General features: G+C 48.7%; 25 protein-coding genes and 1 other annotated feature. Of the genes, 22 read left to right on the top strand and 3 right to left on the bottom strand.

The features are described 5' to 3' along the window. The first annotated feature begins 44 nt into the window (after positions 1-44). From spoIIGA to sigG, 3 genes are all read left to right on the top strand, one after another. Positions 45-962: a sigma-E processing peptidase SpoIIGA gene (gene spoIIGA / locus AC0YNZ_RS02235; protein ID WP_475825071.1), complete on the top strand. Its 918-nt coding sequence runs from the start codon at positions 45-47 to the stop codon at positions 960-962. 38 nt (positions 963-1000) lie between these two features. Further along, positions 1001-1723, top strand: coding sequence for an RNA polymerase sporulation sigma factor SigE (gene sigE, locus AC0YNZ_RS02230; RefSeq protein ID WP_054027973.1), 723 nt, complete (start codon positions 1001-1003; stop codon positions 1721-1723). A 103-nt stretch (positions 1724-1826) separates the two neighbouring features. Next, positions 1827-2609 (top strand): RNA polymerase sporulation sigma factor SigG, encoded by a 783-nt coding sequence (sigG, locus tag AC0YNZ_RS02225; RefSeq protein ID WP_056638991.1) that lies wholly within the window; start codon positions 1827-1829, stop codon positions 2607-2609. Positions 2610-2649: 40 nt separating this feature from the next. On the opposite strand, the gene AC0YNZ_RS02220 is transcribed toward sigG, so the two are convergent. Then, on the bottom strand, positions 2650-3078 hold the full coding sequence (locus tag AC0YNZ_RS02220; protein ID WP_475825070.1) for a DUF3995 domain-containing protein: 429 nt from the start codon (positions 3076-3078) through the stop codon (positions 2650-2652). A 14-nt stretch (positions 3079-3092) separates the two neighbouring features. Continuing rightward, positions 3093-3662, bottom strand: coding sequence for a TetR/AcrR family transcriptional regulator (locus tag AC0YNZ_RS02215; protein ID WP_475825069.1), 570 nt, complete (start codon positions 3660-3662; stop codon positions 3093-3095). A gap of 235 nt (positions 3663-3897) precedes the next feature. On the opposite strand from AC0YNZ_RS02215, the gene AC0YNZ_RS02210 reads away from it, so the two are divergent. The 9 genes from AC0YNZ_RS02210 (at position 3898) to AC0YNZ_RS02170 (ending at position 11957) form a co-directional block, all read left to right on the top strand. Continuing rightward, the gene (locus tag AC0YNZ_RS02210; protein WP_056638982.1) at positions 3898-4179 is read left to right on the top strand and encodes a YlmC/YmxH family sporulation protein; all 282 of its coding nucleotides are present in this window, start codon (positions 3898-3900) and stop codon (positions 4177-4179) included. A gap of 68 nt (positions 4180-4247) precedes the next feature. Continuing rightward, positions 4248-5099, top strand: a complete 852-nt coding sequence (pgeF, locus tag AC0YNZ_RS02205; RefSeq protein WP_475825068.1) for a peptidoglycan editing factor PgeF — start codon at positions 4248-4250, stop codon at positions 5097-5099. A 3-nt stretch (positions 5100-5102) separates the two neighbouring features. Then, a complete protein-coding gene (locus AC0YNZ_RS02200) occupies positions 5103-5822 on the top strand; it encodes a YggS family pyridoxal phosphate-dependent enzyme (RefSeq protein ID WP_475825067.1) in 720 nt (239 codons plus the stop codon). 3 nt (positions 5823-5825) lie between these two features. Beyond that, the gene (locus AC0YNZ_RS02195) at positions 5826-6281 is read left to right on the top strand and encodes a cell division protein SepF (RefSeq protein WP_110769204.1); all 456 of its coding nucleotides are present in this window, start codon (positions 5826-5828) and stop codon (positions 6279-6281) included. Positions 6282-6291: 10 nt separating this feature from the next. Next, a complete protein-coding gene (locus AC0YNZ_RS02190; RefSeq protein WP_475825066.1) occupies positions 6292-6561 on the top strand; it encodes a YggT family protein in 270 nt (89 codons plus the stop codon). Between the two features lie 14 nt (positions 6562-6575). Then, entirely contained in the window at positions 6576-7358 is a 783-nt protein-coding gene (locus AC0YNZ_RS02185) for a YlmH family RNA-binding protein (protein ID WP_475825065.1), read from the top strand. A 96-nt stretch (positions 7359-7454) separates the two neighbouring features. After that, positions 7455-7952 carry a DivIVA domain-containing protein gene (locus AC0YNZ_RS02180; RefSeq protein WP_475825064.1) on the top strand — a complete coding sequence of 166 codons (498 nt, stop codon included), beginning with the start codon at positions 7455-7457 and terminating at the stop codon, positions 7950-7952. 79 nt (positions 7953-8031) lie between these two features. Further along, positions 8032-8330 (top strand) — a binding site (T-box leader). Positions 8331-8377: 47 nt separating this feature from the next. Beyond that, the gene (gene ileS, locus AC0YNZ_RS02175) at positions 8378-11476 is read left to right on the top strand and encodes an isoleucine--tRNA ligase (protein ID WP_475825063.1); all 3099 of its coding nucleotides are present in this window, start codon (positions 8378-8380) and stop codon (positions 11474-11476) included. A 202-nt stretch (positions 11477-11678) separates the two neighbouring features. After that, on the top strand, positions 11679-11957 hold the full coding sequence (locus tag AC0YNZ_RS02170; RefSeq protein WP_475825485.1) for a DUF5665 domain-containing protein: 279 nt from the start codon (positions 11679-11681) through the stop codon (positions 11955-11957). Here AC0YNZ_RS02170 and AC0YNZ_RS02165 read toward each other — a convergent pair whose 3' ends face one another. After that, a complete protein-coding gene (locus tag AC0YNZ_RS02165) occupies positions 11958-12695 on the bottom strand; it encodes a TraR/DksA C4-type zinc finger protein (RefSeq protein WP_475825062.1) in 738 nt (245 codons plus the stop codon). A 233-nt stretch (positions 12696-12928) separates the two neighbouring features. Here AC0YNZ_RS02165 and lspA point away from each other — a divergent pair, with 233 nt between their 5' ends. The 10 genes from lspA (at position 12929) to pyrE (ending at position 24803) form a co-directional block, all read left to right on the top strand. Then, positions 12929-13450 carry a signal peptidase II gene (gene lspA, locus AC0YNZ_RS02160; RefSeq protein WP_475825061.1) on the top strand — a complete coding sequence of 174 codons (522 nt, stop codon included), beginning with the start codon at positions 12929-12931 and terminating at the stop codon, positions 13448-13450. Continuing rightward, positions 13431-14369: an RluA family pseudouridine synthase gene (locus tag AC0YNZ_RS02155; protein ID WP_475825060.1), complete on the top strand. Its 939-nt coding sequence runs from the start codon at positions 13431-13433 to the stop codon at positions 14367-14369. Before lspA ends, AC0YNZ_RS02155 begins: the two co-directional genes overlap by 20 nt. A 120-nt stretch (positions 14370-14489) precedes the next feature. Further along, positions 14490-15725 carry an LL-diaminopimelate aminotransferase gene (locus AC0YNZ_RS02150; RefSeq protein ID WP_475825059.1) on the top strand — a complete coding sequence of 412 codons (1236 nt, stop codon included), beginning with the start codon at positions 14490-14492 and terminating at the stop codon, positions 15723-15725. Positions 15726-16062: 337 nt separating this feature from the next. After that, positions 16063-16638, top strand: coding sequence for a bifunctional pyr operon transcriptional regulator/uracil phosphoribosyltransferase PyrR (gene pyrR, locus AC0YNZ_RS02145; protein ID WP_475825058.1), 576 nt, complete (start codon positions 16063-16065; stop codon positions 16636-16638). Beyond that, positions 16635-17534 carry an aspartate carbamoyltransferase catalytic subunit gene (locus tag AC0YNZ_RS02140; protein ID WP_475825057.1) on the top strand — a complete coding sequence of 300 codons (900 nt, stop codon included), beginning with the start codon at positions 16635-16637 and terminating at the stop codon, positions 17532-17534. Before pyrR ends, AC0YNZ_RS02140 begins: the two co-directional genes overlap by 4 nt. Positions 17535-17578: 44 nt before the next feature. Continuing rightward, positions 17579-18865: a dihydroorotase gene (locus AC0YNZ_RS02135; protein WP_475825056.1), complete on the top strand. Its 1287-nt coding sequence runs from the start codon at positions 17579-17581 to the stop codon at positions 18863-18865. Positions 18866-18929: 64 nt separating this feature from the next. After that, positions 18930-20075 (top strand): glutamine-hydrolyzing carbamoyl-phosphate synthase small subunit, encoded by a 1146-nt coding sequence (carA, locus tag AC0YNZ_RS02130; RefSeq protein ID WP_475825055.1) that lies wholly within the window; start codon positions 18930-18932, stop codon positions 20073-20075. Continuing rightward, entirely contained in the window at positions 20062-23286 is a 3225-nt protein-coding gene (carB, locus tag AC0YNZ_RS02125) for a carbamoyl-phosphate synthase large subunit (RefSeq protein WP_475825054.1), read from the top strand. The genes carA and carB overlap by 14 nt, the downstream gene beginning before the upstream one ends. A 139-nt stretch (positions 23287-23425) precedes the next feature. Continuing rightward, a complete protein-coding gene (pyrF, locus tag AC0YNZ_RS02120) occupies positions 23426-24163 on the top strand; it encodes an orotidine-5'-phosphate decarboxylase (RefSeq protein ID WP_475825053.1) in 738 nt (245 codons plus the stop codon). Beyond that, the gene (pyrE, locus tag AC0YNZ_RS02115; protein WP_475825052.1) at positions 24156-24803 is read left to right on the top strand and encodes an orotate phosphoribosyltransferase; all 648 of its coding nucleotides are present in this window, start codon (positions 24156-24158) and stop codon (positions 24801-24803) included. Before pyrF ends, pyrE begins: the two co-directional genes overlap by 8 nt. The last annotated feature ends 33 nt before the right edge of the window (positions 24804-24836 follow it).

Here is a 24836-nt window from a genome sequence, read left to right as displayed (position 1 = left end):
GGCTGCAGACCCGTTTATCCGCCAGTCGCAGGAAGGTGACCGAAGTGGCTATTTATGTGGATGTTATGTTTTTGCGAGAGCTGCTCGTTGACGGTGCTATTCTATTAACTTCCGCGTGGGCCCGTCATCTGAAACCACGTCCTTGGCGGGTGCTAGCGGCTTCTGCTGTCGGAGCATGTTATGTCGTTTTGATGCTTTTACCGCAATTATCTTTTTTATTCACGCTGCTGGTAAAAATCGGGATGTCGCTCTTGATGGTGTGGATTGCTTTTGGCTTCGCGTCTATCCAACATTTTATGAGGAATGTCGCGACGTTCTATGCGGTCAATTTTGTTGCTGCCGGTGCTGTGCTTGGGCTTTATTATTTGTTTATGCAAGGATCCGGAAAGGTTTGGAGGACGGTTACGTTCGTGAATGGCAGCATGCATGTAGAGCTCAAGATGGGATTATTTTATTTAATTGCTGCTTTTTGTATCGGACTGTATATATACCGTACTGTATTGACGCAAAAACGAGAACGGGAGCTGGTGCAAACTCATTTGGCTGAGGTCAAAATTACAATTGGACATTGTATTCAAACCTGTGTTGGTCTGATCGATACCGGCAACCAGCTTTATGATCCGTTAACACGGACGCCGGTTATGGTGATGGAAGCTGCTTTATGGAAAGATGATTTGCCCGAATCGTGGTTGAATAGCATACGGGATGCACAAGTAGATCGTCTTGTGGCGGGAATGGATGAAGAGCCATTCATATGGCAAGACCGGCTTCGTCTCGTTCCATTCAGAGGTGTCAACCGAGGGTCACAGTTCATGCTAGCGATAAAGCCGGATGCCGTTGAGATTACTAGGGAGGGACAAGTTTTTGAAACGCGGAAGGTGCTTATCGGGCTTGACGGCGGAAAGCTTACGTCTGATGGGGCATATCGAGCTATTATCCATCCGTCTATGGTTCAACAGTAAAGAACGTATGCATATACAAACGAGGAGGGATGGGCCACATGCTCGTCAAGTATAAACTAATCCTTCAGTTATATTACTATCGTGTAATGTTTTTATTCGGATTAAAGAGCGAAGAGATTTATTATATAGGTGGCAGTGAAGCGCTTCCACCTCCGTTAACCCGCGAAGAAGAAGAGTATTTGCTGGAAAAGCTGCCTACCGGAGATACAGCGATACGCGCGATGCTTATTGAACGCAATTTAAGGCTCGTCGTTTACATTGCCCGTAAGTTTGAAAATACCGGTATTCATATTGAAGATCTCGTATCGATTGGCGCGATTGGACTTATTAAGGCAGTCAATACATTTGATCCGGAAAAGAAGATTAAGCTTGCAACCTACGCCTCACGTTGTATCGAAAATGAAATATTGATGTATTTGCGCCGCAACAGCAAGACACGTACGGAAGTATCGTTCGACGAACCGCTTAATATCGATTGGGATGGAAATGAGCTTCTTTTATCTGACGTTCTCGGAACCGAAAATGATACGATTTACCGCAATATTGAAGAACAGGTTGACCGGAAGCTGCTTCATAAAGCACTTGATAAGCTGTCCGAACGTGAGCGTATAATTATGGAGCTTCGATTCGGGCTTGCGGACGGCGAAGAGAAAACGCAAAAGGATGTTGCCGACCTGCTCGGCATTTCGCAATCGTATATTTCACGGTTAGAGAAGCGGATTATAAAAAGGCTTCGCAAAGAATTTAACAAAATGGTGTAATCCCTTATCCTGCTTGCTGTTGTCGAACGATGTCGCAATAGGAATAAAAAGACCTCTCAAGGAGATAATGTACAGTAATGTTTCTCCTTGGGAGGTAATCACGTTGACCCGAAATAAAGTCGAGATCTGTGGAGTGGATACCGCGAAACTGCCTGTCCTAAATAATGTCGAAATGAGAGAATTGTTTACGGCATTGCAAACCCGCAACGAGTGGGCAGCAAGAGAGAAATTAGTAAACGGCAACCTACGGCTTGTGCTAAGCGTTATACAACGGTTTAACAATAGGGGAGAGTTTGTGGACGACTTGTTCCAGGTCGGCTGCATCGGACTTATGAAGGCGATAGATAATTTCGATCTTGGCCAAAATGTCAAATTTTCCACCTATGCCGTACCGATGATTATCGGTGAAATACGCCGTTACTTACGAGACAACAACCCGATACGCGTATCGCGCAGCTTGAGGGACATCGCCTATAAGGCGCTTCAGGTAAGGGATAGCTTGACGAACAAAAATTCACGGGAGCCGACGATTTTCGAAATATCGGAAGCGTTGAATGTTCCGAAGGAAGACGTCGTGTTTGCACTTGATGCGATTCAAGATCCGGTTTCTTTGTTTGAACCGATCTACCATGACGGCGGCGATCCGATCTATGTCATGGATCAAATTAGCGACGAGCGGAACAAGGACGTATCGTGGATCGAAGAAATTGCGCTTCGGGAAGCGATGCATAAGCTGAACGACCGGGAAAAAATGATTTTGTCAATGCGTTTCTTTGAAGGCAAAACACAAATGGAGGTAGCCGATGAAATCGGCATCTCGCAGGCACAGGTGTCGCGTTTGGAAAAATCAGCCATACAGCAAATGCAAAAGCATGTTAAAACATGAAAAACGGTGCCGCGAGGCACCGTTTTTATTTGCAATAAACTTATGCGATTGCCATCATCCAGGTTGTTAGTCCGCAGAGAACGAGGCAGAGCGGTGAATAAAAAATCGTATCCATGCGTCCGAAAGGGGTATTCCGAATGCTCTTGAAAAAACCGACCGCTCTAAATTCACCGACCGCTCGCAATAGAAATACTACAGCAATCGCCCAGCCTGTGAACGCGGGCAGCCATGACGGCCCGATTGTCGGAATAATGTCGGCAAACATGAGAAGAAGAGCCGCAGCACCCCCAAAAATGAGAATGACTGCAGCGATTTCAGGCCGCCGCGGTTTGAAAAGAGGCTGCTTCGTACCGCTTCTTGTAGGTACAGCAATTGCGAAGCCTCCGCGTCCGCCAAGCAGCCAATAAACATGAATACAACCAACGAGAAACAGCACCAGACCAACGATAGCTGCCAATACCACCTGCATCCTAAACCCCTCCGTTACGATACAATATTTGTTCTTATAAATGTCATCAGCAGGTCGACCTGCTTCTCCGCCTCCAAGGCCGAGAGTGCGTGATACTTGTTGCGTTCATACCATCCCAAATAATAACTGTAAAATAGCTCTGAGGTGCTTCGTGCGTCTTCAGCTATTAAGCCGCACTGCATCAGTAAGCCGCTCATATAGTCTAATCGCTGCTGCTCGATCTGCAGCAAGAGCTCAGCATAGGTTGACTCGGATGCTCCTAATTTACGAAGGTGATAAATAAAATCTTTACCTTCGTTCGAACTGAACATGACGGCAAGCAATTGCCTTACCTTCTGTTTCGGCTCCGCAGCTTGATACTGCTGAATATGAGCAATGATCGAGACGGTTGTTTGTTCGTGCCAATAGTCAATGATGCGGTTTACAAACGAGGAACGGTTTTTGAAATACCAGTAAAAGCTGGTTTTACTGCTTCCGAGCTGTTTGGCAAGCTGCTCGACGACAAGAGCAGCTACGCCTCCTTCAGCAAACATTTGCAGACCGAGCTTAACCCAATCGAGCTCCGTTGCGACGATTTTTGGCATGAAACCTCCTTGTATCTCTTTTATGAAATTTGAATTTTATTGTACGACACCGTACATAAATCATAGCATAGATGATCGGAGTTGAGAAGTATTGTACGCAAGCGTACATAAACATTTCACATTCCCATTTGTGCGGCTCGTTTTTTCGATAAGAAGGACATTTTGGGCGAATTGCTCATATAGTTATAGGAGAGACAAACGGACGATCACTCTACTTGAAAAGCGGTGAACGGAAATGAAAATATCTGATTTCCAGACGAAGGACGTTATCAACATTGTGGACGGCAAAAAACTAGGTCAAATTACCGATCTAGAGCTCGATTTACGGCAGGGGCGGATCGATTCGATCGTGGTGCCGCAATTCACGAAATTTTTGGGGATGTTCGGCGGGGGCGGCACGGAGGTTGTTATTCCTTGGCGGAATATCGTGAAGATCGGAGCGGACGTTGTGCTTGTAAGATTGGATGATACAAAGCAGCTGCGGCCTGAGGAAGATGATTTGCACGCTCGCTCGTAACGCGGTAAACTGTGTCTATGCGTGCGAGACCGGTTTGCTCCGCAAACCTTTAAATAGAGGTGAATGCAATGGAAGCTTTTGAATACTTACAATCAGCGAAGGGTCCTTCGCTTTTTTTGTTATCCGAATGGAATGCCCGGCATGAGCGGTTGACGGCTGGGTTTACTGGACGGGACGGCGGTGTGAGCGCCGCCCCTTGGGCATCATTAAATATGGGTCTGCATGTCGGCGACCTTGATGAGTCGGTTATTGCGAATCGACGTTTATTGGCAGATGCAGTCGATTGGCCCTATGAAGCATGGACCTGCGCCGAGCAGGTGCACGGGAACCGCGTGTTTCAAGTTACCGAGGCTGACAGGGGCAAAGGCAGAGCCTCTCTTACCGATGTATTGAAGGACTGCGACGCGATTATGACGAATGTGCCGGGCGTGCTTTTGGCTTCCTTTTATGCCGATTGTGTACCGTTATACTTCTATGATCCTGAGCATGACGCCATTGCGCTTGCGCATGCGGGTTGGAAGGGGACGGTTCAGCAAATTGCCGCAGAAACGATACAGGCTATGGTAAACGCCTATGGGTCGGAGCCTCAAGCGCTTCTCGCAGCTATTGGACCCTCTATCGGCGGCTGCTGCTATGAGGTTGACGGTCCGGTAATAAACCAAGTACAGCAGCTTTTGGCGGAGCTTGGCTTTCAGGGTGAAGCGGCTGAATCGATGCTCAAGCAATCCGCCAATGGCAAAGCGAACTTAGACTTGAAAGAAATAAACCGACAGATTATGATAAAAGCAGGAATTTTGCCGATCCGTATCGAATTAACAGAGTATTGCACGGGATGCAGGCGGGATCTGTTTTTTTCCCATCGCAAAGAAGGTGGCTTAACCGGCCGGATGGCCAGTTGGATCGGGATTCGGGAGAGGTGAAGCATGGCGTCTACATTAGAGGATCGAATACAGCTCGTTGAAGAGCGAATTAAGAACGCTTGCGACCGCTCAGGACGCAGCAGGGATGAAATTCAAATCATCGCGGTTACTAAATATGTATCGTTAGATACGACCAAGGATGTCTTCGAGAAGGGCTTGCGTCATCTTGGTGAAAACCGTTGGCAGGTCGCGCAGGCGAAATGGGAAGCGATAAGCGGGAGTACTGTTCAAGAAACAGACGAACAGCCTATCTGGCATTTCATCGGTTCGTTGCAAACGAATAAGGTGAAGGACGTCATCGGGAAATTTACATACATGCATTCGTTGGACAGGCTGTCGCTTGCCGAGGCAATCGATAAACGGGCTTCACAGCTTGGTATTGTTGTTCCTTGTTTTATTCAAGTTAACGTCTCTGGAGAAGATTCCAAGCAAGGCCTTGAACCCGAACAGTTATTTCCATTTGTGGAGCAGCTCGAGCGGTTCGCATCGGTAAAGCCAATCGGCTTAATGACAATGGCTCCTTATGAAGCGGAACCAGAGCAAACCAGAACGGTCTTTAGAGCTTTGCGCGAGCTGCGCGATGAATTGCAGCAGCGCTCGGAACATCCACACACCATCACCCATTTATCTATGGGCATGTCGAACGATTTTGACGTAGCGATCGAAGAAGGAGCGACATGGATTCGCCTTGGTACGATATTAGTAGGGAAAGAGGAGGAATAATGGATGAGTGTCATGAACCGCTTTATGAGCTTTCTTGGTTTGCAGGATGAAGAAGAAGTTGTAGAGAAGGAACGTGTTGTACAGCAAGAAGAGCAAGAAGCTGAAACTTCTCCCTTTGAGGCACGTAAAAACACGAAGAGCAATAATGTCGTCAGCATTCACTCGCACTCGCAGAAAAATGTCCGGGTGGTGCTTAGCGAGCCCCGTTCTTATGATGAAGCGCAAGAAATTGCCGACCATTTGCGTTCGCGCCGCGCTGTCATTGTTAATTTGCAACGCGTCCGAAATGATCTTGCTGTTCGTATTGTTGATTTCCTAAGCGGCACAGTGTACGCTTTAAATGGGAGCATCTCTAAGCTTGGTCCAAATATTTTTCTTTGTACGCCGGATTCAGTCGAAATTCAAGGTGCTATAACGGAAATGCTGGCGGAGGAGAACGACTACAACAAAATGAGGTGACCTTGGGTTAATGAATGAAATTTATGGCATTGTGATGCTGGTCCAAAAGATTTACACATTCATGATTATTGGTTATGTACTGCTATCTTGGCTGCCCAATGCTCGTGAAAGCTTTATCGGCGTCTTTCTTGGGAAGCTGGTAGAGCCATACTTAGGGATTTTCAGGAAATTTATTCCGCCAATCGGAGGCATGCTTGACCTATCTCCGATACTTGCTGTATTCGCGCTGCAATTTGTAGCATACGGCTTGATTGCGGTTATTGGATTTTTTATTAATTAAAGGAATGAGATCGTATGAAACAAGGGATATATGATCATTTCCACCCTGATGAGAAAGCTTTCGTAGATCGGGCAGAGGAATGGATAGAGCGGTCCGCACAGCAGCATGAGCTGAAGCGGACCGATTTTTTAGACCCTAGGCAAGCACAAATTTTGACGATTTTAGCCAACCGGAACCCAGACGTTATCATTCGCTTGGAAGGCGGTTATGAACAGGCTGAACGGAAACGGGCCATTATTGGTCCGGATTACCGAATCTTGGACGACGAGCCGGTTGGCATTTCAGTGCTTGCGGTTAATGGGCCCGGACAAGCTCTGCTTGAGCTCGACCATGGTGATTTTTTGGGCGCTTTGCTCGGACTTGGGATTAAGCGCGACCGAATTGGTGACATACATGTACATGAACATTTTTGCCATATTATCGTTATGGATGAAATTGCCGATTATTTAAATATTCATTTGAGACAGGTCCATCGAATGAATGTTCTTACGGACATTATTCCTCTATCTGAACTGCAGACCGTCGTGCCGAAGCTTGAGGAAATGAGCTTGTCAGTCGCTTCCATGCGCCTCGACGGAATTGCAAGCGACGCCTACCGGATTAGCAGGTCCAAAATCGTTGATCCGATTCGTGCTGGCAGGTGCAGGGTTAACTGGAAGTCAGAGGAAGATCCTTCTGAGCAGCTCCGAGAGGGTGACGTTGTCTCAATCAAGGGTCTCGGCCGTTTTAAAGTGCTAGAGGTCGATGGTATGACAAAAAAAGGCAGAATCCGCGTCAAGATTGGCAAATTTATTTAAACGATTGCAGGAATTTACCTGCGGTTGTCGAAAGTGTTCACATCAAATAGTGTAATCCGGTTGCCAGAGTCACAAATACGATGAGGAGGTGCGCCAATGCCGTTATCGCCATTGGACATACATAACAAAGAGTTTGGCCGGAGATTACGCGGCTATGATGAGGATGAAGTCAACGAATTTCTTGATCAGGTCATCAAAGACTATGAATCGCTCATTCGTGAAAATAAAGAGCTTCAAAATCAGATTCTCGGCTTACAGGAAAGATTGAATCATTTTACTAATATCGAAGAAACGCTAAGCAAAACGATTATTGTGGCGCAGGAAGCTGCTGATGAGGTAAGAAACAATGCGAAGAAAGAAGCGCAGCTGATCATTAAGGAATCGGAAAAAAATGCCGATCGAATCATTAATGATTCACTCGCCAAATCACGTAAAGTTTCTCTTGAGGTCGAAGAGCTTAAGAAGCAAGCCTCAGTCTACCGTGCCCGTTTCCGTACGCTGGTAGAAGCTCAGCTTGAGCTGCTCACCGTTGACGGTTGGGATACGCTGGAGCCGAAAGTAAGACAATCCGAGCATGAACTGACGCGCGGCTAGTCTTTTGATAAATAGGCGAATTGACATTTGACATTTAGCCTGTTATTACGCTATAACTAATAGTAATTAATTGATGATCTAAACTTCGTTGATGAGAACGAGTACGTTCTAGGTTCACTCTTCAGAGAGCCGGCGGCAGCTGAAAGCCCGGTGTGTGAGCCATTGCGGAATATCCTCTCTGAGAAGCGGTGCCGAACCTGCGAGAGCAGCAGTAAGTGCTGACGGCTGTCCCCCGTTACAGGGAACGCGAACGAAACGTTCGCGACTAAGGTGCCGCATGAAGCACAGTTCAATCGAGCTGACGGCTTTCATCTACTTGCTTTGTTTAGAAGCATGTGCGGAACAAGGGTGGTAACGCGACTAAGCCTCGTCCCTTCTCATAGGGATGAGGCTTTATTTTTGTTCAATAATAGGAGGCTGGAACGATGCAACGCGTAGACGTTAAGGAACGTGCCCGCAGCCGCGAGCTGCGTGTGCTGGAGCAATGGAAGACAGATGAGACCTTTAAAAAATCGATTACAAACCGGGAAGGCAAGCCTAATTTTGTATTTTATGAAGGCCCCCCTACTGCTAATGGAGCGCCGCATATCGGTCATGTCCTTGGCCGTGTAATCAAAGACTTTATTTGCCGTTACAAAACGATGGCGGGCTACCGCGTAATCCGCAAAGCGGGCTGGGATACGCATGGACTTCCGGTTGAGCTTGGGGTAGAGAAGCAGCTGGGCATTTCCGGCAAGCAGGAGATTGAGGAGTACGGCGTTGAGAAATTCGTCAAAAAATGCAAGGACAGCGTATTTGAATATGAGAAGCAATGGCGTGAGCTTACTGAAGCGATCGCTTATTGGACAGATTTAGATAATCCGTATATCACGTTAAAAAATGAATACATTGAGAGCGTATGGCATATTTTATCGACGATTCACGGTAAAGGGCTGCTGTACCGCGGACATCGTGTAAGCCCGTATTGCCCGGATTGCCAAACGACGCTCAGCTCGCATGAGGTCGCACAGGGCTATGAGGATGTGAAGGATCTTAGCGCGACGGCGAAGTTTAAGCTTGCACAATCAGGAGAATTTATTTTGGCTTGGACGACAACGCCATGGACTTTGCCAGCTAACGTGGCGCTAGCCGTAAATCCTGAGCTTGATTATATTCGCGCCTCCAAAAATGGCGAAGTGTACATCGTTGCCCAAAATTTGGCGGAGAGTGTCCTTAAGGACGGATATGAGGTTTTATCTGTATTGAAGGGCGCCGAGCTTGTTGGCCTTAGCTACGAGCCGCCATTCAAATACGTTGCTCTCGAGAAAGGGCATATCGTCATTGCAGGCGATTTCGTCAGCGACACTAGCGGTACAGGTATCGTACACATCGCGCCGGCACATGGCGAGGACGACTATAGAGTATCGCGCGAGAATGGAATCAGCATGCTGAGCGTCGTTGATTTGGCGGGCCGCTATGTTGCAGAAGTAACGGACTTTGCAGGCCGGTTCGTGAAAGATAGCGAGCTTGATATCGATATCGTCAAAAACTTAAGCGAACGCGGCCTGCTTTACACGAAGGAGCGCTATGAGCATAGCTATCCATTCTGCTGGCGCTGCAAAACGCCTTTGATCTATTATGCAATGGAAAGCTGGTTTATCAAAACAACGGCAGTGAAGGATCAGCTGATCGAGAACAACAACAGCGTAGACTGGTACCCTGGTCATATCCGCGAAGGCCGCTTCGGCAAGTTTTTGGAAGATTTGGTGGACTGGAATATCAGCCGTAACCGCTACTGGGGTACTCCGCTGAACGTCTGGGTTTGCGAAGTGACGGGCAAGGAATATTCGCCTAGCAGCATCGCTGATTTGCGGGCTATGGCAATCGGCGATGTGCCGGAGGATATCGAGCTTCACAAGCCGTATGTTGATGAGATCAAGCTTAAATCGCCATATGCCGAAGGCGCCGAAATGACGCGTACGCCTGAGGTTATCGATGTCTGGTTCGACAGCGGCTCGATGCCGTTCGCACAGCAGCATCATCCGTTTGAGAATGAGCAGCAATTCGCTGAGCAATATCCTGCAGACATTATCTGCGAGGGCATTGACCAAACACGCGGCTGGTTCTACAGCTTGCTGGCGGTATCGACGCTCTACAACGGTAAAGCACCTTACAAAGCGGTTATCTCGACCGGTCATATTCTGGATGAGAACGGTCAGAAGATGTCCAAGTCGAAGGGGAATGTTATCGATCCTTGGGAAATTATCAATGAATACGGAACGGATGCGTTCCGCTGGGCATTGCTGGCAGACAGCGCGCCATGGAACAGTAAGCGATTTTCGCGCGGTATTGTAGGCGAGGCGAAATCGAAGGTCATCGATACGATCGTAAATACTCACGCGTTTTTCGCGCTTTATGCGTCGATCGACGGTTTCGATTATTCTGCCCATGCGGAGATCAAATCGGATAATAAGCTGGATCGCTGGATCATTTCCCGCTTGAACAGCTTAATCAACTCGGTGAACAAAGGGCTTGAGGTTAATGACTTCCTTAACCCTGCCAAATCGATTGAGACGTTTGTTGACGAGCTAAGCAACTGGTATATCCGCCGTTCGCGCGACCGCTTCTGGGGAAGCGGACTTACGGACGATAAATTAGCGGCATACCAAACGCTGCGCAGCGTACTGCTGACACTCTCCCGTTTGATTGCGCCATATGCGCCGCTCCTAGCTGAAGATGTGTACGGAAACCTGGGCGGAGCGGGCAGCGTGCATTTGGCTGATTATCCGAAAGCGGATGAAGCTGCAATCGATGAAACGCTTGAGCGCGATATGGAAAGCGCGAAGCAGATCGTTGAGCTTGCGCGCAACGTCCGGAACGAGACGGGCATTAAGACGCGTCAGCCTTTATCGGAACTGATCGTATCGCTTGACCACGATTTTAACGTTGCAGACTACGAGGACATCGTAAAGGATGAAATTAACGTTAAAGCGATCACGGTACAAAACTCCGACAGCGGCTTCGTTGATTTTACGCTGAAGCTGAATCTTAAGGTTGCCGGCAAAAAATACGGTAAAAACGTTGGACCGATCCAAGCGCAGCTGAAAGGCTTGAATGCCGATGAAACCCGCAGCATCGTAAACGGCGGAAGCTTCAACTTCACAAGCGCAGAGGGCGAGCAGCTAACGATCGCAATCGATGAGCTATTGGTTGAGAAGCAGGCAAAGTCAGGCTTTGCTTCTGCATCCGGTAATGGCGTTACCGTAGCGCTGAATACGGATATTACGCCTGAGCTGGAGCAAGAGGGCTGGGTGCGCGAAGTTATCCGTGCCGTTCAGGACACGCGTAAAAAGCTGGATCTGCCGATCGAGAAACGGATTGATCTCGTGCTGGATGTCGACAGCGAGCTGAAAGCGGCGCTTGAAGCATTCGAAGATGTGCTTCACGAAAACGTGCTTGTACAATCGGTTGCCTATGATGAAACACCAGAAATGGAAAGAGTTACGCTCGGCGAGAAGGTAATAGGGATTTTCATCCGCGGATAAGGATATAGTATATAGGAAAATAACAAGCGAAAAACGAGGCCGTCGCCTACCGGCTGCTGCAGTAAGCGACGTAAATAGTCGCATACTTGTATGAGCTGGGAGGTAAGGCCTCGTTTTATTGTTTGACAAAGGGGATACTCGTATGAAAACAAATAACCCGGAACAGCCGAAAAATTTGAACGAGCTACAAACTTCGTTAAGCATGCTTGATAAGCGCCTTCAGGGGATCGCCGCCGATATGGAGCGCACGCAAATGGCAGAATATGTGGATCTGCTGAACCGACCAAGAACGCTGATTTGGAAAAACCTGCTTGCCGGAACGGCGAGAGGCGTTGGAATCGCAATCGGCTTCACTTTTTTTGCTGCCACCATACTTTATGTGCTGCGAATACTAGGCGCCTTGAACCTGCCGATTATCGGCGACTATATCGCGGACATCGTTCGAATTGTACAAATACAGCTCGAAGGAAAAACGTATTGATCATCCATATTCATTTCCGCCTTGCTCATCGCTTTCAAGGTTATGATCTCCTTCGCCGGTTTGCATGTAATGCATGTACTCCCGGTTGCGAACGACGGAGACATGACGGCCGGTAATGTCGGTCGCAAGAAAGCTCTCAATGGGTTCGACGAAGCCGTCGTTCTCGTAAGCATCGATGCCGACTTGTTCATAATCGGCGACATCCCGGTTTTCCGAAAACGCAGGAGAATCCGCATTGCCCCATTGCTCGACAATTTGCCATGCATCTTCGCCGTCAAAGCCATTGTAGGAGTCTTGCTTGTCCATGCTTGTGCGGCCAAAAGGAGGAGCGAGCACTAATTCTTCAACAGGTCTGCGGTGAGACAATTGCTGCCGCGGCGCATGCTCGATGCAATGAAGCGTATCCGGAACGGCATCCAGCCGTTCAAAAGGAATCGGTTCGTTACATGTCATACATTTGCCGTATGAACCTTTGTCCATAGCATCCAGCGCCGCATCGATGCGGCTTAAATGCAGCTCCTCCTGCTCAAGCAGTGCAACATCCTTTTCACGTTCATAAAGCTCGCTTGCGGTGTCGCCCGGATGGTTGTCGATTGACGTTAGCTCACCGGTATCATCGCGAAGGGAATGTGAAAGGCCGTAATGATCATTTTCAGCGAGCCGGTGTTCGATCTCGCGCTGCTCATCTAACAATCTGCCTTGCAGCAGCTTTAATTGAGCGTTTGTTGGGGTTGTCATTTGGAGCACCCTCCTTAGCAGGGAACATAATTGCTGTATTAGCTTTTGCCGAAAGACGGATTTTAAGTATGGTCTTCAATGGAAGAACAAGTGTCAGATGCTGGCTCTCGTTTGGCCCGGTATGCTACAATTGATTGGTATTTAAAAAGGGCTTGCGGGCTGGTTATCTTTACCGGCGGTTGAGCGTTTTTGAATTGAAACGTTGCTTCACAAAAAAATAGGAGTGATTTTAGATGCGTTTTTATTATTACTGGATAGCCTTATTCGTGTTTGTCCTTGATTTTGTAACAAAGAAATTAATTGAAACAAAATTAAACATCGGGGATCAAATTAGCGTTATCGGTAATTTTTTTCTCATCACATCGCATCGGAATCGTGGTGCCGCCTTCGGCATCCTGCAGGAGCAACGGCTGTTTTTCATCATCATTACGATCGTCATTGTAACGGGCATTATTTGGTACATACAGGCGGTGCGTAAATCTGCCAAGCCGTGGCTGCTAATCGGGCTCGGGCTTGTGCTTGGAGGAGCGATTGGCAACTTTCTGGACCGCGCACGGTACGGCGAGGTTGTTGACTTCCTGCAATTCAATTTCGGCAGTTATGAGTTTCCGATTTTTAACGTGGCGGATTCGGCTATCGTCTGCGGCGTAGCATTAATTTTAATCGACACCCTGTTGTCCGCTAAGGACGACAAGAAACGTATGCAAAATGGAGAGGACAAGGATCATAACAATCATGAGCAGCAGCCTATATAATGAAGAGCCGTTGGAATGGATCGCTGAAGCGGAGCAATCCGGCGAGCGGGTAGACAAGTTTGTAACAGACAGCCTCGATGATCCTGCCGTATCGAGAACGCAAGTGCAGGAATGGATTAAATCCGGCGCCGTTCAGGTAGATGGAAAGATGGCAAAAGCAAACGTAAAGGTAGCAGAGGGCAATCGCGTTGTTCTTCAAATTCCGGAGCCGGAGGAAGCCGCGATCGTACCTGAGAATATTCCTCTAGAGGTTATTTACGAGGATCCGGATCTGATTGTTATCAACAAAAAGCGCGGCATGGTCGTTCATCCTGCACCGGGACATTCGTCCGGCACGCTTGTTAATGCGCTTATGTATCACTGTAAGGATTTGTCCGGCATTAACGGCATGATTCGTCCGGGCATTGTCCACCGTATCGATAAGGATACGACCGGGCTGCTGATGGCGGCCAAAAATGACCTTGCTCACATTTCGCTTGCAGAGCAGCTGAAGGAGCACACGGTAACACGCAAATATATCGCGCTTGTGCACGGCAATTTGCCGCATGATCAAGGGACGATTGATGCGCCGATCGGTCGTGACTTGAACGACCGGAAGCTGTTTACGGTGACTGACCGCAACAGCAGACATGCGGTAACCCATTTTCACGTGCTGGAACGTTTGGGGGATTACACCGTCGTCGAACTTCAGCTCGAGACGGGACGAACCCATCAAATCCGCGTGCATATGAAATATATCGGTCATCCGCTTGCCGGTGATCCGGTCTACGGCCGCAATAAGACGGTAGCCTTAAAGGGACAAGCTTTGCATGCGGCGCTGCTCGGCTTTACGCATCCGCGCAGCGGTGAGCGGCTGGAGTTCGAAATGCCATTGCCGGCAGATTTCGAGTATGTATTGAGCAGCTTGCGGTCAAGGTAATGCGTAACGTGCAAAAGTGCAAACTTTTGACCACTTTATTCATTATTTCAAGCTTAGAAGTGCGTTATTCTAAACAGTAACAACGGAATAAAATGATAAAATAAGGATAGGTGACACTTAATGACATCCATTAATCAAAATTATTTGGAGCTGCAAGGCAGCTACTTGTTTTCTGAAATTGCAAAGCGCCGTACGAAATTTATCCAAGAAAATCCTAACGCCGAAATCATCAGCTTAGGTATCGGCGACGTTACCCGCGGCTTGCCTGATGCAGTTCTAAAAGCTATGCACAGCGCTGTAGACGAGCTTGCGGCTCCTGGTTCATTCCGCGGTTACGGTCCTGAGCAAGGATACGATTTCCTTATTAACGCAATTATTGAAAATGACTATAAAGCGCGCGGCATCGATATCGCTTCTAACGAAGTGTTCGTAAGCGATGGCTCGAAATGCGACGTCGGCAATATTCAAGAGATTTTCAGCGAGAACAGCATCGTTGCCGTTCAGGATCCTGTATATCCGGTATACGTGGATACGAACGTCATGGCTGGCCGCTCCGGCAAATACAACCAAGAAACGAAGCGTTATGAGAACATTGCCTATTTGGAGTGCACAGCTGAAAACAACTTCAAACCAAGCTTGCCGGACCGCAAAGTAGATATCATTTACTTGTGCTACCCGAACAACCCGACAGGCATGACGCTGACGAAGGAAGAGCTTAAAGTATGGGTTGACTATGCGAAAGCAAATAACTGCATCATCCTGTACGATTCTGCTTATGAAGCGTTCATTCAAGAAGAAGATGTTCCGCACAGCATTTACGAAATCGAAGGCGCGCGCGAAGTAGCAATTGAATTCCGCAGCTTCTCCAAAACAGCAGGCTTCACTGGCGTGCGCTGTGCTTACACAGTCGTACCGCGCGAGCTGAAGGGCCTAGATGCTTCCGGTAATGAAGTGTTGATCAACGATTTGTGGAATCGCCGCCACACGACGAAATTTAATGGCGTATCCTATGTAACTCAGCGCGGAGCAGCTGCTATTTACTCGGCAGAAGGCAAAGAACAAATCAAATCTTTGGTTGATTATTATATGACTAACGCTGCAATTATCCGCGATGGCCTTGCATCCATCGGTCTAGAAGTATTCGGCGGCGTTAACGCTCCTTATATTTGGCTGAAAACACCGAATGGCATGGATTCCTGGTCCTTCTTCGATAAGCTTCTTACGGAAGCGAATATCGTGGGTACACCTGGCGTTGGTTTCGGTCAAAGCGGGCAAGGCTATTTCCGCCTGACAGCATTCGGCAGCCGCGAAAATACAGAAAAAGCAGTTGAAAGAATCCGTAAGCTTAGCCTGTAGTAACCATCGCTATCCTTGTATAGCTTATCGGAATTGGACCACACTACGTACAAGCGGAAAAATTCGTTTTTACTTGACATCTTTTGTCGAACGTGGGATAATTCCTATGATATACAGCAGTACCTTTAACTCAGTCCCGAGAGGCTGGCAAGGTAGCGTGAAATACAGGTCAATAGAAGAGAAGAATAGGACATCCTAATGCGCGGTTTTCTGTGACGAAAGCTGCGGTGGCATGTACCCTATCTCTTCATGACTTTTCACAAGCTCCTTGCGATTATGCAAGGAGCTTTTTTGTCGCAACTTGGCATTTGGGCGATTATGGAAGGAGTCAGCGGAAATGACGGAAGAAGAGCATTTGGTCATCATGGATGAAACGGCGATTCGCCGGGCATTAACGCGAATTGCTCACGAAATCGTGGAGAAGAACAAAGGCATCGATAATTGCGTGATCGTCGGTATTCGGACGCGGGGGATATACTTAGCACGCCGGGTAGCGGAACGCATCGGTGAAATTGAAGGCAAGCCGGTGGTCGTAAGCGAGCTTGACATCACACCTTACCGCGATGACCGCAAAGCCGGCATTTCTTCGGACATGGAGGTAGCAGCCGCAATTGGCGACATGGATGGCGTACCCTTCACGGTGGAGGACAAACGGGTTATCTTGTTCGATGATGTGCTGTATACGGGACGTACCATTCGAGCGGCTATGGATGCGCTCATGGATTGCGGGCGGCCTCAAAGCATACAGCTTGCGGTGCTTGTAGACAGAGGACATCGTGAACTGCCTATAAGGCCAGATTTTGTCGGCAAGAATGTGCCAACCTCGAAACAGGAGCAAATTGAAGTGGCGCTTACCGAAATCGATCAAATCGATCAAGTTACGATTATTAACCAGAGGGGGCAGGCTGGATGACGATGACAAAGCTGAAACAACGGAGTTTGCTCGGATTAAAAGAACTAAGCAAAGAAGAGATTGAATCGATTCTCGACCGCGCTGCTTATTGGGAAAATCATTCAACCAAGGTTCATAAAACGATGCAAGGCAAATTCGCAGCCAATATGTTTTTCGAAAATAGCACGAGAACACGCTTTTCCTTCGAAGTGGCAGAGAAACGGCTCGGAACAGAGGTGTTAAACTTCTCAGCCGCAGTATCGAGCGTACAGAAAGGCGAATCGATTTACGATACGGTTCGTACACTCGAATCGATGGGGATCGACGTTGGGATTATTCGTCTGAAGCCAATCGGCGTTCTTGCCGAGCTGGCAACGAAAATCAAGGTGCCGCTCGTTAACGCCGGTGACGGCAACAATGAGCACCCTACTCAAGCGCTTCTCGATATGTATACGATGCGCAAGCATTTTGGACAACTCAAAGGATTGACTGTCTCGATTGTCGGGGATGTGCTGCACAGCCGCGTTGCGAGATCGAACCTGTGGGCGCTGCAAAAATTCGGTGTCAACGTGAACTTCTGTTCGCCGCCGAACATGCAGGCATCGGAGCTGGATGTACCTTATGTATCTATAGATGAAGCTTTAAAATCAGATGTTGTCATGATGCTGCGCGTACAGCTCGAGCGTCATGAGAGCGGCATGCTGAGCTCCGCTGAGAGCTACCGCGAGCACTACGGATTAACGGTGGAACGAGCAAGCAAGCTTGCCAATCATGCGATCATCATGCACCCTGCACCAATCAACCGTAACGTAGAAATTGATGACGAGCTGGTTGAGCATCCGCAATCACGCATTTTCCCGCAGATGGAAAACGGGGTTCCGGTTCGAATGGCCGTCATTGAGCGCGCACTTAGCTAACAGCATTAACATAGAACCGAACAAATTCGGAGGGTGAAATAACAATGTCATTGTGGATTATAAACGGCAACGTATGGAACGAAACTTCGGGCAGCTTAGAAAGTAAGCATATTCGAATCGAAAACGGTAAAATCGAAGCAATCGTAGACGGCGCACAAACACCGGATACGGGCAGCTCAGAAATTTTCGATGCGCAGGGCATGCTAGTATCGCCAGGCTTTATCGATATGCACGTTCATTTACGCGATCCGGGGTTTGAATATAAAGAAGATATCGCGACTGGCACTCGTTCGGCTGCAAAGGGCGGGTTCACAACGATCGCTTGCATGCCTAATACTCGCCCGGTAACAGATACGGCCGAGACGGTTCGCTACATTACGAATAAAGCGGAGCAGGTTGGTATCGTTAAGGTGCTGCCATACGCGTCCATTACAAAAAATGAGCTCGGACGTGAGCTTACCGACTTTGCTTCTCTGAAAGAAGCGGGAGCGATCGGTTTCACTGACGACGGTGTAGGCGTTCAAAACGCTCAAATGATGAAGAACGCAATGGCGCTTGCGAAATCGATGGATATGCCGATCATTGCACACTGCGAGGATGACTCATTGGTTGAAGGCGCTTGGGCATCAGAAGGCGAATTTTCCCGCAAGCACGGTTTAAAGGGTATTCCGAATGAATCGGAAGCGATACATGTCGGCAGAGACGTGCTGCTTGCGGAAGCGACAGGTGTTCACTACCATGTATGCCATGTGAGCACAGAGCAATCGGTACGGCTGATTCGTCTCGCTAAGCAAATCGGTGTCCGCGTAACCGCTGAGGTTTGCCCGCATCATCTGATTTTGTCTGATGAGGATATCCCGGGCTTGGATGATGCAAATTGGAAAATGAATCCTCCGCTCCGCACGCCGCGCGATGTTCAAGCGGTTATTGAAGCGCTTGAAGACGGAACGATCGATATGGTCGTAACCGATCATGCACCGCACAGCGCGGAAGAGAAGGCTCGCGGCGTACAGCTGGCACCTTTCGGCATCGTCGGGTTCGAAACGGCTTTCCCGCTCTTGTACACGAAATTCGTTCAAACCGGACAATGGACACTCGGCTTCCTGTTGCAGCGCATGACTGCGGATCCGGCTCGCGTCTTCCGTCTTCCGACCGGACGTTTAGAACAAGGTGCGCCTGCCGACATTACGATCGTGGATTTGAACAGCGAGCGTACCGTTGATCCGGGCACATTCGCTTCAAAGAGCAGCAATACGCCTTTCGGCGGCTGGAAGCTTAGCGGCTGGCCGGTAGCAACTATTGTTGATGGCGCTGTCGTTTGGTCAGAATAATAACAATTAACTACTTTCTTAAGCCTATATATGGGGAACAATCAACACCTGAGGAGTGATACGGATGCAAGCAAGATTATTGTTGGAAGACGGTACATTGTTTACGGGCCTTTCGTTCGGTGCAGAAGCGCAAATGATGGGCGAGGTTGTATTTAATACGGGTATTACAGGATATCAAGAGGTTCTCTCCGATCCGTCCTACTGCGGTCAAATCGTTACGATGACATACCCTCTAATTGGTAACTACGGCATTACACGCGATGATTTTGAAGCGGTTCGCCCTTTCATTCATGGCTTCGTCGTTCGCCGTCATGAAGAAGTTCCAAGCAACTGGCGCGCTCAATATTCGCTTGGCCAGCTTCTGAAAGAATACGGCATTCCGGGCATTAGCGATATCGATACACGGATGCTTACCCGCAAGCTGCGTAATTACGGCACGATGAAGGGCTTGATCACGACAGGCAACGAGCGCGTGGAAGAGCTTGCTGAGCGTCTTAACATTTCGAAGCTGATGACAGATCAAGTGGCACGCACTTCGACACCTAATCTATTTTCAAGCCCTGGTGAAGGCGAGCGCATCGTACTCGTTGACTTCGGTGCTAAAAGCGGTATTTTGCGCGAGCTTACAAAACGCGGCTGCGATGTAGTCGTTGTTCCTCATAACACAACTGCAGACGAAATTCGCCGATTAGCACCGGACGGCATTCAATTGTCCAATGGTCCTGGGGATCCGCAGGATGTGCCATACGCGGTAAAAATGATTTCCGAGCTGCTCGGCGAATATCCGATCTTCGGTATTTGCCTAGGCCATCAGTTGTTCGCGCTAGCTTGCGGAGCTGAAACAACAAAGTTGAAATTCGGACACCGCGGCGGAAACCACCCGGTAAAAGAATTAGCGACTAACCGCTGCTTCATTACTTCTCAAAATCATGGTTACACCGTTCTTGAAGAGTCTGTGAACAATACGCCATTGACTGTTACGCATATAAATAACAATGACCGCACGATCGAAGGATTGAAGCATAACACATTCCCGGCTTTCTCGGTTCAATATCACCCGGAAGCGGCTCCTGGTCCATACGATTCCAGCTATTTGTTCGATGAGTTCCTGGAGATGATCCGTACGCACAAGAAAAATAACCCACAAAAACCTCGTCAAGCTGTGTTATCGGAGACGTTGAAAGGAGAGCTTCAGTATGCCCAAAAATAATGAACTCAAAAAAATTCTCGTGATCGGATCCGGTCCGATCGTTATCGGACAAGCGGCTGAATTCGATTACGCCGGCACACAAGCTTGCCAAGCGCTCAAGGAAGAGGGCTACGAGGTTGTTCTTATAAACAGTAACCCGGCTACCATCATGACAGACACGAACATGGCAGACAAAGTATACATCGAGCCTATTACGCTTGATTTCGTCTCCCAAATTATTCGCCAAGAGCGTCCGGACGGATTGCTCCCGACGCTTGGCGGTCAAACCGGCCTTAACATGGCGGTTGAGCTTGCTCGCGCCGGCGTTCTGGAACGCGAGAACGTCAAGCTGCTCGGAACGCAGTTGACTGCCATTGAGAAAGCGGAGGATCGCGATTTGTTCCGTGATCTGATGCGCGAGCTGGAGCAGCCGGTACCTGATAGCGATATCGTAACGACTGTCGAGGAAGCAATCAGCTTTGCTAATTCGATCGGCTACCCAATCATCGTTCGTCCTGCTTATACGCTCGGCGGAACGGGCGGCGGTATTTGCGCGAACGAAGAGGAGCTGCGCGAGACGGTTGCTTCCGGTATTCGTTACAGCCCGATCAGCCAGTGCTTGATCGAGAAATCGATCGCCGGCATGAAGGAAGTTGAATATGAAGTTATGCGTGATGCGAACGACAACTGTATCGTCGTTTGTAACATGGAAAACTTTGATCCGGTTGGCGTACATACTGGCGACAGTATTGTCGTAGCGCCTAGCCAAACTTTGTCCGACCGCGAGTATCAAATGCTGCGCTCGGCATCGTTAAAAATCATTCGCGCGCTTAACATTGAGGGCGGCTGTAACGTTCAGTTCGCGCTTGATCCGCAAAGCTATCAATATTATGTTATCGAAGTAAATCCGCGTGTTAGCCGCTCGTCGGCACTTGCATCCAAAGCAACGGGCTACCCGATTGCGAAAATGGCTGCGAAAATCGCGATTGGCTATACGCTTGATGAGCTTGTAAACCCGGTTACGGGTCAAACATACGCGTGCTTCGAGCCAACGCTCGACTATATCGTATCGAAAATTCCGCGCTGGCCATTTGACAAATTCGTTAATGCGAACCGTAAACTGGGTACGCAAATGAAAGCAACCGGCGAAGTTATGGCAATCGGCCGCACCTTCGAGGAATCGATTCATAAAGCGGTTCGCTCGCTCGAAATCGGCGCACACCGCATCCATCTGAAAGAAGCTTCTTCCCTGGACGACACTGTTCTGCGGACACGTCTTGCGAAACCGGATGATGAGCGCATGTTCCTCGTAGCAGAAGCGTTCCGCCGCGGCTATAAGCTTCAAGAAATTCAGACGATTACAAACATCGATTGGTGGTTCCTTGATAAAATTCAATCGATTGTAGCTTTTGAAGACCGTATGCGCAGCGAGTCAACGCTTAATCAACAAACGTTGTACGAAGCAAAACGCAAAGGCTTCTCCGATCGTTCGATCGCAGAAATCCGCCGCGAGGGCTTCCCGAACGGCAGCCATACAACAGAAGAAGAAGTACGCGCATTGCGCATTCAGCTTAACCTGAAACCGGTATACAAAATGGTTGATACCTGCGCCGCTGAATTCGAAGCGTCGACGCCGTATTACTATTCGACATATGAAGTAGAAAATGAAGTTACCGTAACAGACAAACAAAAAGTGCTCGTACTTGGTTCCGGTCCGATTCGTATCGGCCAAGGCATCGAGTTCGATTACTCGACGGTTCATGCCGTATGGGCGATCCAAAACGCCGGCTACGAAGCGGTTATTATTAACAATAACCCGGAAACGGTATCTACTGACTTCAGCACATCCGACAGACTGTACTTTGAACCGCTGTTCTTCGAGGATGTAATGAACGTGATTGAGCAAGAGAACCCGATTGGCGTCATTGTCCAATTTGGCGGTCAAACAGCAATTAACCTTGCGGCGCCGCTTTCCAAAGCAGGCATTCGCATTCTCGGCTCCAGCCTTGAAAGCATCGACGCAGCGGAAGACCGCAAAAAGTTCGAAGCATTGCTTCGCGGCTTGAACATCGCACAGCCTGAAGGTAAAACCGTTACTTCTGTAGATGAAGCGGTTGTTACAGCACAAGGCCTAGGTTATCCCGTACTTGTCCGTCCGTCTTACGTACTCGGCGGCCGTGCAATGGAAATCGTATACTCGGATGAAGAGCTGCTTAACTACATGGAGGTTGCCGTGAAAATCAACCCGGAGCACCCGGTATTGATTGACCGTTACATGCTCGGAAAAGAAGCAGAGGTCGACGCGATCTGCGATGGCGAAACGGTTCTTATTCCAGGGATTATGGAGCATGTAGAACGCGCAGGGGTTCACTCCGGCGACTCGATCGCGGTATACCCGCCACAATCACTTTCGGATGATATTAAGAAACAAATCGTCGATATTACGATCAGCATCACGAAAGCATTGAATGTAGTCGGACTTTGCAATATCCAGTTCGTTATTCACCAAGATAAAGTGTACGTAATCGAAGTTAATCCGCGTTCGTCGCGTACCGTTCCATTCCTGAGCAAAGTAACGAATATTCCAATGGCTAACCTAGCAACAAAAGCGATTCTCGGTACGAAGCTTACAGAGCTTGGTTATGTGGAAGGCTTGTGGCCTGAGGATGAGTATGTATCGGTTAAAGTTCCAGTGTTCTCCTTCGCGAAGCTGCGCCGCGTTGACCCGACTTTGACACCTGAGATGAAATCGACGGGTGAAGTTATGGGCCGCGATGTGCAATATGCGAAAGCATTGTACAAAGGTCTCATCGGTGCAGGAATGAAAATTCCGACAACAGGCGCCATTATTGCTACGGTAGCGGATAAAGATAAGGAAGAAGCAACTGAGCTGCTTCGCGGCTTCTTCAATCTTGGCTACAAAATTATCGCAACAGGCGGAACTGCGAAGGTTCTTGAGGATGCCGGCTTGATTGTTACGACTGTCAATAAGCTAAGCGAAGGCTCACCGAACATTCTAGATCTTGTACGCGAAGGGCAAGCACACTTTGTCGTTAATACGCTCACCAAAGGTAAAACACCAGAGCGTGACGGCTTTAGGATCCGTCGTGAAGCGGTTGAGAATGGCGTTGTTTGTATGACATCGCTCGATACTGTTCGTGCATTGCTAATCATGCTCGAAACGTTAAACTTCTCCTCACGCTCCATGCCAGTGCTGCTTCAAAAGAATTAGGCTCATTGCAGCTTAAAAGTACGGCCAGCGTCATGGCTCCGCTATCATTCACAGGGCTCCCAGCCTTGCGAATGATAGCATGGAGCAGGGCGGATGGCCGTTTATTATGCAAATGAACAGAGAAATGGAGAGATTACGGATGAAGTTGACGAACGAGCAAGCCGCAGGACGGATTATGGTTGCGCTGGATTATCCGGAGGCAGCAGCGGCAGAACGATTAATAGCCGAGCTTCAGGGCATTCCTTGTTATATGAAAGTAGGGATGCAGCTGTTTTACGCCGCAGGTCCTTCATTTGTGCAGAGCTTGAAAGAGCGCGGCTACTACGTTTTTCTCGATGTCAAAATGCATGATATTCCGAATACGGTCAAAGGTGGAGCAGGCAGCGTGACCAAGCTTGGCGTGGATATGTTCAACGTTCATGCGGCAGGCGGCAGCGCTATGCTTGAGGCAGCGCTTGAAGGCGTGGACATCGCGCTTACGGGCAGCGGCCTTTGCAAACCGACCGTTATCGCCGTTACGCAATTGACAAGCACAAGCCAATCGATGCTGAATGAGCAGATCGGTATAAGCGGTACAGTGGAGTCGGCAGTGCTGCGTTATGCGGAGCTTACAAAAAAGGCTGGGCTCGACGGCGTAGTCGCATCACCTTCCGAGGTTGAAGCGATCAAAGCGGCATGCGGCGCTGCTTTCAAAACGGTGACGCCCGGCATCCGGCCGGCAGGCGCTGACGTTAACGATCAATCGCGCATCATGACGCCAAGCGAGGCATTGCGTCAAGGCACCGACTATATGGTTATCGGTCGTCCCATTACTGCGGCACCGAGCCCGCGTGCTGCATTAGAATCTATTATTGAGGAGCTGACATCCTATGAGTAAATTGACATTAACCGAATTGCCTAACCAAATTGCCAAGAGCTTGCTTGAAATTGAAGCGGTAGCCCTGCGTCCAAGTGAGCCATTCACATGGACGTCCGGCATTAAATCGCCGATTTATTGCGACAATCGTCTTACAATGACGTACCCTGCTATTCGCGATCTCGTTGCGGAAGGCTTCGCTGCGATTATTCGCGAGCGTTATCCGGATGCGGAGGTCATTGCCGGAACTTCAACGGCGGGTATTCCTCATGCGGCATGGGTTGCGCAAAAGCTTAATTTGCCGATGGCGTATATTCGTGATAAAGCGAAGGGCCACGGCAAGCAAAACCAGATAGAAGGACGAGTTCTTCCTGGCCAAAAGGTCGTTGTCATCGAGGATTTGATCTCGACAGGCGGCAGCTCGCTGAAAGCGGCGCTTGCCGTTCGTGAAGCCGGCGCAGAAGTATCGGCTGTGCTCGCTATTTTCACATATGAATTCGATACGGCTATTCAAGCCTTTGCAGCTGAGCAAATGCCGCTTGAAACGCTGTCTAACTACAGCGCGTTGATTCAAACGGCTGTTGAGCTGGGCAAAGTAGCTCCTGAAGATGTAGCCGCTTTGCAGGCGTGGAGACAAGATCCGCAATCCTTTGGCAAATAATTAATAAATGGTGAAGCAATGAAGCCAAAAGCT

Source organism: Paenibacillus sp. J2L1-98 (assembly GCF_056269405.1).
This window is presented reverse-complemented; position numbering and strand designations above follow the sequence as displayed.

What these genes read in the sequence shown, in the direction of transcription:
- AC0YNZ_RS02185 (WP_475825065.1), top strand. Translation starts at nt 6,576, where the DNA reads ATGAAACAAGGGATATATGATCATTTCCACCCTGATGAGAAAGCTTTC.
- AC0YNZ_RS02200 (WP_475825067.1), top strand. Translation starts at nt 5,103, where the DNA reads ATGGCGTCTACATTAGAGGATCGAATACAGCTCGTTGAAGAGCGAATT.
- carA (WP_475825055.1), top strand. Translation starts at nt 18,930, where the DNA reads ATGCAAGCAAGATTATTGTTGGAAGACGGTACATTGTTTACGGGCCTT.
- pyrE (WP_475825052.1), top strand. Translation starts at nt 24,156, where the DNA reads ATGAGTAAATTGACATTAACCGAATTGCCTAACCAAATTGCCAAGAGC.
- AC0YNZ_RS02135 (WP_475825056.1), top strand. Translation starts at nt 17,579, where the DNA reads ATGTCATTGTGGATTATAAACGGCAACGTATGGAACGAAACTTCGGGC.
- AC0YNZ_RS02220 (WP_475825070.1), bottom strand. Translation starts at nt 3,078, where the DNA reads ATGCAGGTGGTATTGGCAGCTATCGTTGGTCTGGTGCTGTTTCTCGTT.
- ileS (WP_475825063.1), top strand. Translation starts at nt 8,378, where the DNA reads ATGCAACGCGTAGACGTTAAGGAACGTGCCCGCAGCCGCGAGCTGCGT.
- AC0YNZ_RS02170 (WP_475825485.1), top strand. Translation starts at nt 11,679, where the DNA reads ATGCTTGATAAGCGCCTTCAGGGGATCGCCGCCGATATGGAGCGCACG.
- AC0YNZ_RS02150 (WP_475825059.1), top strand. Translation starts at nt 14,490, where the DNA reads ATGACATCCATTAATCAAAATTATTTGGAGCTGCAAGGCAGCTACTTG.
- AC0YNZ_RS02155 (WP_475825060.1), top strand. Translation starts at nt 13,431, where the DNA reads ATGAGCAGCAGCCTATATAATGAAGAGCCGTTGGAATGGATCGCTGAA.
- AC0YNZ_RS02190 (WP_475825066.1), top strand. Translation starts at nt 6,292, where the DNA reads ATGAATGAAATTTATGGCATTGTGATGCTGGTCCAAAAGATTTACACA.
- pyrR (WP_475825058.1), top strand. Translation starts at nt 16,063, where the DNA reads ATGACGGAAGAAGAGCATTTGGTCATCATGGATGAAACGGCGATTCGC.
- carB (WP_475825054.1), top strand. Translation starts at nt 20,062, where the DNA reads ATGCCCAAAAATAATGAACTCAAAAAAATTCTCGTGATCGGATCCGGT.
- AC0YNZ_RS02140 (WP_475825057.1), top strand. Translation starts at nt 16,635, where the DNA reads ATGACGATGACAAAGCTGAAACAACGGAGTTTGCTCGGATTAAAAGAA.
- AC0YNZ_RS02195 (WP_110769204.1), top strand. Translation starts at nt 5,826, where the DNA reads ATGAGTGTCATGAACCGCTTTATGAGCTTTCTTGGTTTGCAGGATGAA.
- lspA (WP_475825061.1), top strand. Translation starts at nt 12,929, where the DNA reads ATGCGTTTTTATTATTACTGGATAGCCTTATTCGTGTTTGTCCTTGAT.
- AC0YNZ_RS02180 (WP_475825064.1), top strand. Translation starts at nt 7,455, where the DNA reads ATGCCGTTATCGCCATTGGACATACATAACAAAGAGTTTGGCCGGAGA.
- pyrF (WP_475825053.1), top strand. Translation starts at nt 23,426, where the DNA reads ATGAAGTTGACGAACGAGCAAGCCGCAGGACGGATTATGGTTGCGCTG.
- AC0YNZ_RS02215 (WP_475825069.1), bottom strand. Translation starts at nt 3,662, where the DNA reads ATGCCAAAAATCGTCGCAACGGAGCTCGATTGGGTTAAGCTCGGTCTG.
- AC0YNZ_RS02165 (WP_475825062.1), bottom strand. Translation starts at nt 12,695, where the DNA reads ATGACAACCCCAACAAACGCTCAATTAAAGCTGCTGCAAGGCAGATTG.
- pgeF (WP_475825068.1), top strand. Translation starts at nt 4,248, where the DNA reads ATGGAAGCTTTTGAATACTTACAATCAGCGAAGGGTCCTTCGCTTTTT.
- AC0YNZ_RS02210 (WP_056638982.1), top strand. Translation starts at nt 3,898, where the DNA reads ATGAAAATATCTGATTTCCAGACGAAGGACGTTATCAACATTGTGGAC.
- sigE (WP_054027973.1), top strand. Translation starts at nt 1,001, where the DNA reads ATGCTCGTCAAGTATAAACTAATCCTTCAGTTATATTACTATCGTGTA.